Origin of the sequence: Nocardia aobensis NBRC 100429 (assembly GCF_000308375.1) — a bacterium.
Taxonomy (GTDB): Bacteria; Actinomycetota; Actinomycetes; order Mycobacteriales; family Mycobacteriaceae; genus Nocardia; species Nocardia aobensis.
The window spans coordinates 47,684-54,272 of sequence record NZ_BAFQ01000012.1 but is presented as its reverse complement, the minus strand read 5'-3'; the positions used below and the strand labels follow the sequence as shown (position 1 = coordinate 54,272).

The 6,589-nt window shown below is 67.9% G+C and carries 5 protein-coding genes; 2 read left to right on the top strand and 3 right to left on the bottom strand.

The window, feature by feature from the left end; genetic code table 11:
- On the top strand, window positions 1-1,223 hold a 1,223-nt coding region (locus RJ03_RS02125), incomplete at its 5' end, for a sensor histidine kinase (protein ID WP_306304658.1).
- 34 nt (window positions 1,224-1,257) lie between these two features.
- Window positions 1,258-1,923 (top strand): response regulator transcription factor, encoded by a 666-nt coding sequence (locus RJ03_RS02120; protein WP_036497462.1) that lies wholly within the window; start codon window positions 1,258-1,260, stop codon window positions 1,921-1,923.
- Between the two features lie 20 nt (window positions 1,924-1,943).
- Here RJ03_RS02120 and RJ03_RS02115 read toward each other — a convergent pair whose 3' ends face one another.
- The 3 genes from RJ03_RS02115 to RJ03_RS02105 form a co-directional block, all read right to left on the bottom strand.
- On the bottom strand, window positions 1,944-2,852 hold the full coding sequence (locus tag RJ03_RS02115) for an LLM class flavin-dependent oxidoreductase (RefSeq protein ID WP_036497460.1): 909 nt from the start codon (window positions 2,850-2,852) through the stop codon (window positions 1,944-1,946).
- Between the two features lie 75 nt (window positions 2,853-2,927).
- Entirely contained in the window at window positions 2,928-3,713 is a 786-nt protein-coding gene (locus tag RJ03_RS02110; protein WP_036497459.1) for a phytanoyl-CoA dioxygenase family protein, read from the bottom strand.
- Between the two features lie 154 nt (window positions 3,714-3,867).
- A complete protein-coding gene (locus RJ03_RS02105; protein WP_036497458.1) occupies window positions 3,868-6,417 on the bottom strand; it encodes an ATP-dependent Clp protease ATP-binding subunit in 2,550 nt (849 codons plus the stop codon).
- Between the last annotated feature and the right edge of the window lie 172 nt (window positions 6,418-6,589).

Genomic DNA, 6,589 nt, shown 5'->3' with positions numbered 1-6,589 from the left:
GGCCCGGTGCCCGGGATGTGATGCTGAGCGTCGTCGTGGCCGCTGTCCAACTGGGCGTCGGACATGCGGCGAATGCGCATCAGTCCGGCGTGCGACCACTGGATGCGCTGGGATACGCGTTGCTGGTGGCCGGCCCGCTGCTGTTGGCGCTGCGCTCGATGTATCCCCGGGCGGTGTTCGTGGGCGTGCTCGCGGTCACCGTCGCCTATCTGCTGGTCGGCTACGGTTACGGACCGGTCTTCGTATCGCTGGTCATCGCCTTCCTGACCGCGGCCTCGCGCGGCTCCCGCTGGTACACCTATCCGCTGGTGCCGCTGGGATATCTGCTGATGGTGTGGCCGGTGCCCGCCCTGCGCGGCGACGGCCCCGGGGGCTGGCCGGTCGCCGGGATCCTGGCCTGGCTGGTGGTGCTGATCGCGATCGCCGAGGGGATCCGGCAGCGGCGTTCGGCGCTGATCGCGCGGCGTCAGCGCGCCGAGGCGGCGCGGCGCAACCGGGAGGCCGAACGCGCCCGCGAACTCGCCGAGCGCGAACAGAGGGCGGCCCAGGAGCGGCTGGCCATCGCGCGCGAACTGCACGATGTGCTCGCGCACAGCCTGTCGCTGATCAATGTGCAGTCGTCGGTGGCGCTGGAACTGCTCGACCGCAAACCCGAACAGGCCGCGACCGCGCTGTCGGCGATCAAAGAGGTCAGCCGCGATGCGATCGGTGAGGTGCACAGTCTGCTGCGCTCGATCCGTGCCGGCGCGGAAACCGTTGCGGCGCCGACCGGTCCGGCGGTCGGCATCGGCGATCTGGAATCATTGCTGGCTCCGACCCGCGCCGCCGGGACGGCGGTCCACACCCGGATTACGGGCACACCGCGCCGGCTTCCCGTGGTGGTCGACGTGGCCGCCGCCCGCATCGTGCAGGAATCGCTGACCAATGTGCTGCGACACGCGCCCGGCGCGGAAACGACGGTGGTTGTGGATTATTCACCGAGCGAGCTGTGCATCACTGTGGACAACGAGCGACCTCCGAATTCTCCACAGTCGTCCACAACTGGTGGCGGGAACGGGATTCCCGGCATGGTCGAACGCGCGCACGCACTGGGCGGGGAGGTGTCGGCGACGCCGCGCGCCGACGGTGGGTTCCGGGTGGATGCTCGGCTACCGATCCCGGTGACCGCCGCCGGCGATCCCGGAACACCCGCCCCAGCGGCCGAACCACCCGGACCTCGGTGATCGGCTCCGAATACCCTGAGCTACAGGAGGTTTCGTGAACGACATTCGCGTCCTGGTCGCCGACGACCAAGCCCTCGTCCGCGCCGGATTCGCCGCGCTGCTGGACGCTCAGGACGGGATCGCGGTCGTGGGCGAGGCCGACAACGGTGAGCACGCGCTGCGGCTGACCCGGGAACTGCGCCCGGATGTGGTTCTGATGGATATCCGGATGCCGCTGCTCGACGGCCTGGCCGCGACCCGGGAGATCGCCGCCGATCCCGATCTCACCGGCGTAAGAGTGGTCGTCCTCACCACCTTCGAACTCGACGAGTACGTCTTCGAGGCCATGCGTTCGGGCGCCACGGGTTTCCTGGTCAAACACACCGAACCCGCGGATCTGGTGCGGGCGGTGCGGGTGGTCGCCGACGGGGACGCACTGCTTTCGCCCAGTGTCACCCGCCGCCTGGTCGCCGAATTCGCCACCCACGCCAAACCCGCGCCGACCGCGGCTCTGTCCGAACTCACCGACCGCGAGCGCGAGGTGATGGCGCTGGTCGCCGAAGGGCTCACCAACGCCGAAATCGGCCGGCGCCTCTTCATGAGCCCCGCCACCGCCCGCACCCACGTGAGTCGAATCCTGGTGAAACTCGGCGCTCGGGACCGGACGCAACTCGTGGTGATGGCCTACGAATCCGGTCTGGTCCGGCCCGGCTGGCAGTAGTCCGGCCGCCGCGGCCGGTGTCAGCGACCGAATTCCGCGGCCACCGGAATCACCTCGCGCCCCATCACCTTCAGGGACGTCAGCTCGTCGACGCCGGCCACCCGGCCGATCACCAGGTCGATGCCCGTATCCGCCATCCGCTTCAGCTGCCCCAGCACCTGACCGACGCCGCCCCCGTCCGGTCCGAGATCGAAGGCGAAGACACAGCTCTTGCGGATCTCGCGCGGATCGCGGCCGATCTCCACGCACAACCGGTCCAGCAGTTCGATCTTGTTCGCCAGCTCCGGACCCGGCCGCAGACTCGCCACATCCGCGTACCGCGCCACCAGCGGCAGCGTGCGCCGCTCACCGTCCCCGCCGATGAGCACGGGCGGATGCGGGCGATGCGCACCCGAGAGCGAGGTCCGCACCGCCTGCGGGGCGTTGAGCGGGCGCTCGACGTGAAAGTGCTCGCCGTGCACGGGTTCCGATCCGCCCCGCTCGCCGGTCCACATGGCCCGGCAGATCCGCAACGTCTCCTCCAACATCTCGTAGCGGTCGCGCAGCGGCGGGAACGGCAGGCCGTATCCCTCCACATCGCCGGTGGATGTGCCCGAACCGATCCCCAGCCAGGCCCGGCCGCCGGACAGCACATCCAGGGTGGTGACGAGCTTCCCGAGCATGGCCGGATGCCGATAGTGCACCCCCGACACCACCGCGGTCAGCTCGACCCGCGACGTATGCGCCGCGATGAACGACAGCGCCGAATACGCCTCCAGCACATTCTGTTCCACACGCCCGAGCCATGGGCTCTGCCAGAGGTGATCACCCACGGCGATGAGCGAGAACCCGCTGTCCTCGGCCGTGCGCACCACCTCGGCCAGACCCGGTCCGATCCGTTCCGAGGGGGTGTCCAGCGCGAAGTTCGTGAGATGCAATCCGATGTCCATGACTTCAGCCTCTGCCTCCGGGCGGCGCGAATCATCCGTCCGGAGAACACATCCCGGGTACGTCCCCGCGCGTAGTCAGCGGATGGCGCCGAGCTCGAGTCCCCGCCGAATCGCCTGTTCCACCGGTGAATACGTACCGTCGGGCCGGTCCAGCACGCACGGTTCGCGCAGCCGCAGCGGCGGCTGGGCCATGAATTTCGGGTTGCGTCCGCGATGCGCCTGGGCGGCATGCACCAGGAACGGGTGGCACAGATACACATCTCCGGCCCGGCCGGTGGCCGCCACTTCCGGAAGGCCCTCGGTGGCGGCGAAGTCCTCGACCAAGTCCGACATCGCGACCCCGGCCGCACCGTACGGTTCCAGCACCTTCGCGATCGGCAGATGTGAGCCCACCCGGATCCGCGTCGGCGCATCGTCGGGGCCGACGTCGGAGAACAGGAACAGCATCAGCAGGCCCCGGCCCTTCGACCGCACGTTGATGCGCCACCGCAGATACTCCTGCGGATCCTCGCCCGGAAAACTCGCGTCGATATGCCATCCGTCGTCGCCCGGCGGCTGCTCGCTGGGGAACCGAATCGGGAAGGTCCCCAGCCCCTGGTACGGAACCCATCGGCCCGCACCGACCAGCCGATCACACGCCTGTGCCAGCAGCGGACTGCGCGCGGCCCGGGCGAACGGCGGGTCGGCGAATCCGGGCAGGCGGACCACCGGCCGGGTCCACGTTCCGGAATCCGCCGGATCGCATCCGGTTGCGCGCCACAGGATTTCCCTCGCCTCGGCCGCGGTGGACTCGGAGAACGCACCCTCCACTCGGACGAAACCCTCGGCGACGAAGCACTCCACCTCGGCATCGGTCAGCACACAGCCCTCTTTCCGCTCGCGAACATCGCCAGAATGGAACATTCGCCCGCGCGGCCGCCACTCATTTTGTGCGCTACGACTTTTGTGCGCATACGACGATGCCGGCCACCCCGCCGTGCGGGATGACCGGCATCTACCGATCTGTGCGGACTACTTACTCGGCCGAGGCCTCGGGAGTGGTCTCACCGGCGCCGGCCAGCGCCGCGACCGGTTCGGCCTCCGCCTTCGCGGGCTTGGCCTTACCCGCGAAGGTGAACTTGGCGTCCTCGCCGGCACCCTCGCCGTCCCAGTTCTCGACGTCGACCTCGACGATCTGGCCGGGGCCGATCTCGCCGAACAGGATCTTCTCCGAGAGCTGATCCTCGATCTCGCGCTGGATGGTCCGGCGCAGCGGGCGGGCGCCCAGCACCGGGTCGAATCCGCGCTTGGCGAGCAGGCTCTTGGCCTTCTCGGTGAGGTCGATCTCCATATCCTTGTTCCGCAGCTGGGTCGCGACGCGGTTGATCATCAGATCCACCATCTCCACGATCTGCTCGTTGGTGAGCTGGTGGAAGACGATGACGTCGTCGATACGGTTGAGGAACTCCGGACGGAAGTGCTTCTTCAGCTCGTCGTTGACCTTCAGCTTCATCCGCTCGTAGTTCGAGCCCTCGTTGTTGGACTGGGCGAAGCCCAGACCCACGGCCTTCGAGATGTCGGAGGTGCCCAGGTTCGAGGTGAAGATCAGCACGGTGTTCTTGAAGTCGACCGTACGACCCTGACCGTCGGTGAGACGACCGTCCTCCAGCACCTGCAACAGGGTGTTGTAGATCTCCTGGTGGGCCTTCTCGATCTCGTCGAACAGCACGACCGAGAACGGCTTGCGGCGCACCTTCTCGGTGAGCTGGCCGCCCTCCTCGTAGCCGACGTAGCCCGGAGGGGCACCGAACAGCCGCGAGGCGGTGAAGCGGTCGTGGAACTCACCCATGTCGATCTGGATGAGCGCGTCGTCGTCGCCGAACAGGAAATTCGCGAGCGCCTTGGACAGCTCGGTCTTACCGACACCGGACGGACCGGCGAAGATGAACGAACCGGACGGACGCTTCGGATCCTTCAGGCCGGCGCGAGTACGGCGGATGGCCTTCGACACGGCCTTGACCGCGTCCTCCTGGCCGATGATCCGCTTGTGCAGCTCGTCCTCCATACGGAGCAGACGGGTGGTCTCCTCCTCGGTGAGCTTGAACACCGGGATACCGGTCCAGTTGGCCAGCACCTCCGCGATCTGCTCGTCGTCGACCTCGGCCACGACGTCCAGATCACCGGAACGCCACTGCTTCTCCCGCTCGGCGCGCTTGGCGACGAGCTGCTTCTCCTTGTCGCGCAACCGCGCGGCCTTCTCGAAGTCCTGCGCGTCGATGGCGCTTTCCTTCTCCCGGCGCGCATCGGCGATCTTGTCGTCGAATTCGCGCAGGTCCGGCGGAGCGGTCATCCGGCGGATGCGCATCCGCGCACCGGCCTCGTCGATCAGGTCGATCGCCTTGTCCGGCAGGAACCGATCGTTGATGTACCGGTCGGCCAGCGTGGCCGCGGCCACCAGCGCACCGTCGGTGATGGACACCCGGTGGTGCGCCTCGTAGCGGTCGCGCAGACCCTTGAGGATGTTGATGGTGTGCTCGACCGTCGGCTCGCCCACCTGGACCGGCTGGAACCGGCGCTCCAGGGCGGCGTCCTTCTCGATGTACTTGCGGTACTCGTCGAGGGTGGTGGCACCGATGGTCTGCAGCTCACCGCGGGCCAGCTTCGGCTTCAGGATCGAGGCCGCGTCGATGGCGCCCTCGGCGGCACCCGCACCCACGAGCGTGTGCAGCTCGTCGATGAACAGGATGATGTCGCCGCGGGTGTTGATCTCCTTGAGCACCTTCTTCAGGCGCTCCTCGAAATCACCGCGGTAGCGGCTGCCCGCGACCAGGGAACCCAGGTCGAGGGTGTAGAGCTGCTTGTCCTTCAGCGTCTCCGGCACCTCGCCGTTGACGATGGCCTGGGCGAGACCCTCGACGACGGCGGTCTTACCGACGCCGGGCTCACCGATCAGGACCGGGTTGTTCTTGGTGCGGCGGCTCAGCACCTGCATGACGCGCTCGATCTCCTTCGAGCGGCCGATGACGGGGTCGAGTTTGCCTTCGAGTGCGGCCTGGGTCAGGTTGCGCCCGAACTGGTCGAGGACCAGCGAGGTGGACGGGGTCCCGGACTCGCCACGAGCGCCGGACTCCACCGCCTCCTTACCGCCCTGGTAGCCGGACAGCAGCTGGATGACCTGCTGCCGCACCCGGTTGAGGTCGGCGCCCAGCTTCACCAGCACCTGGGCCGCGACGCCTTCGCCCTCACGAATCAGGCCGAGCAGAATGTGCTCGGTGCCGATGTAGTTGTGGCCGAGCTGCAGCGCTTCGCGCAGGCTCAGCTCCAGCACCTTCTTGGCCCGGGGGGTGAAGGGGATGTGACCGGACGGCGCCTGCTGGCCCTGCCCGATGATCTCCTCCACCTGGCTGCGCACACCCTCGAGCGAAATTCCCAGCGACTCCAGGGACTTCGCCGCGACACCCTCACCCTCGTGGATCAGGCCCAGCAGGATGTGCTCGGTGCCGATGTAGTTGTGGTTGAGCATCCGAGCCTCTTCTTGGGCCAGGACAACGACCCGCCGCGCGCGGTCGGTGAACCTCTCGAACATCGCTCCCTCACTTCCTGCTCCGCTATCCACGGCATCCGGCGCTGCTGTTGTGCTTCGTGCTTCACACCTGTGGCGCCAGCCTGCCATGAAGCCCTGGGGTTGCATCCCCCGCCTCTACTGTAGTTGGCGGGGGTCACGGCCGTCGTCCGTCCACCCTATTGCGAACGGGCGA

What these genes read in the sequence shown, in the direction of transcription:
- RJ03_RS02115 (WP_036497460.1), bottom strand. Translation starts at nt 2,852, where the DNA reads ATGGACATCGGATTGCATCTCACGAACTTCGCGCTGGACACCCCCTCG.
- RJ03_RS02105 (WP_036497458.1), bottom strand. Translation starts at nt 6,417, where the DNA reads ATGTTCGAGAGGTTCACCGACCGCGCGCGGCGGGTCGTTGTCCTGGCC.